Origin of the sequence: Parafrankia sp. Ea1.12 (assembly GCF_900465275.1) — a bacterium.
Classification (GTDB): Bacteria; Actinomycetota; Actinomycetes; order Frankiales; family Frankiaceae; genus Parafrankia; species Parafrankia soli.
Genome location: NZ_UBIZ01000047.1, coordinates 1 through 280, shown reverse-complemented (window position 1 = coordinate 280; position 280 = coordinate 1). Strand labels below are relative to the sequence as shown.

Annotated in this window: 1 protein-coding gene; it reads right to left on the bottom strand. The window is 66.1% G+C overall.

What is annotated here, in order from left to right:
- Positions 1-2 precede the first annotated feature (2 nt).
- Complete coding sequence (locus tag FMEAI12_RS00235; protein ID WP_235013535.1) at positions 3-170, bottom strand: hypothetical protein; 168 nt, start codon at positions 168-170, stop codon at positions 3-5.
- Between the last annotated feature and the right edge of the window lie 110 nt (positions 171-280).

Below are 280 nucleotides of genomic sequence, written 5' to 3'. Positions count from 1 at the left end.
CATTACGGGTCCGCCCAGTCCCACCGGGGCTTGGGCTGGGTACGACGCAGCACCGCGACCTCATGCCGCAACACCAGCAACTCGATGTTCTTCGACGCCGACGAGCGGCCGAGGAGAACCAGCCAGCTACAGACCCGAACGAGGATCAGATAGAGCAGGCGTACGAACATGGCTGACCATCATGCCGGCCGCCGCACCGTCGCATCACCCCAGCTCACGGGCCCAAGCCGACTTCTGGCACCCCACAGGGTCGGTGGAATCCGGGTCGGTCCCGAACCGC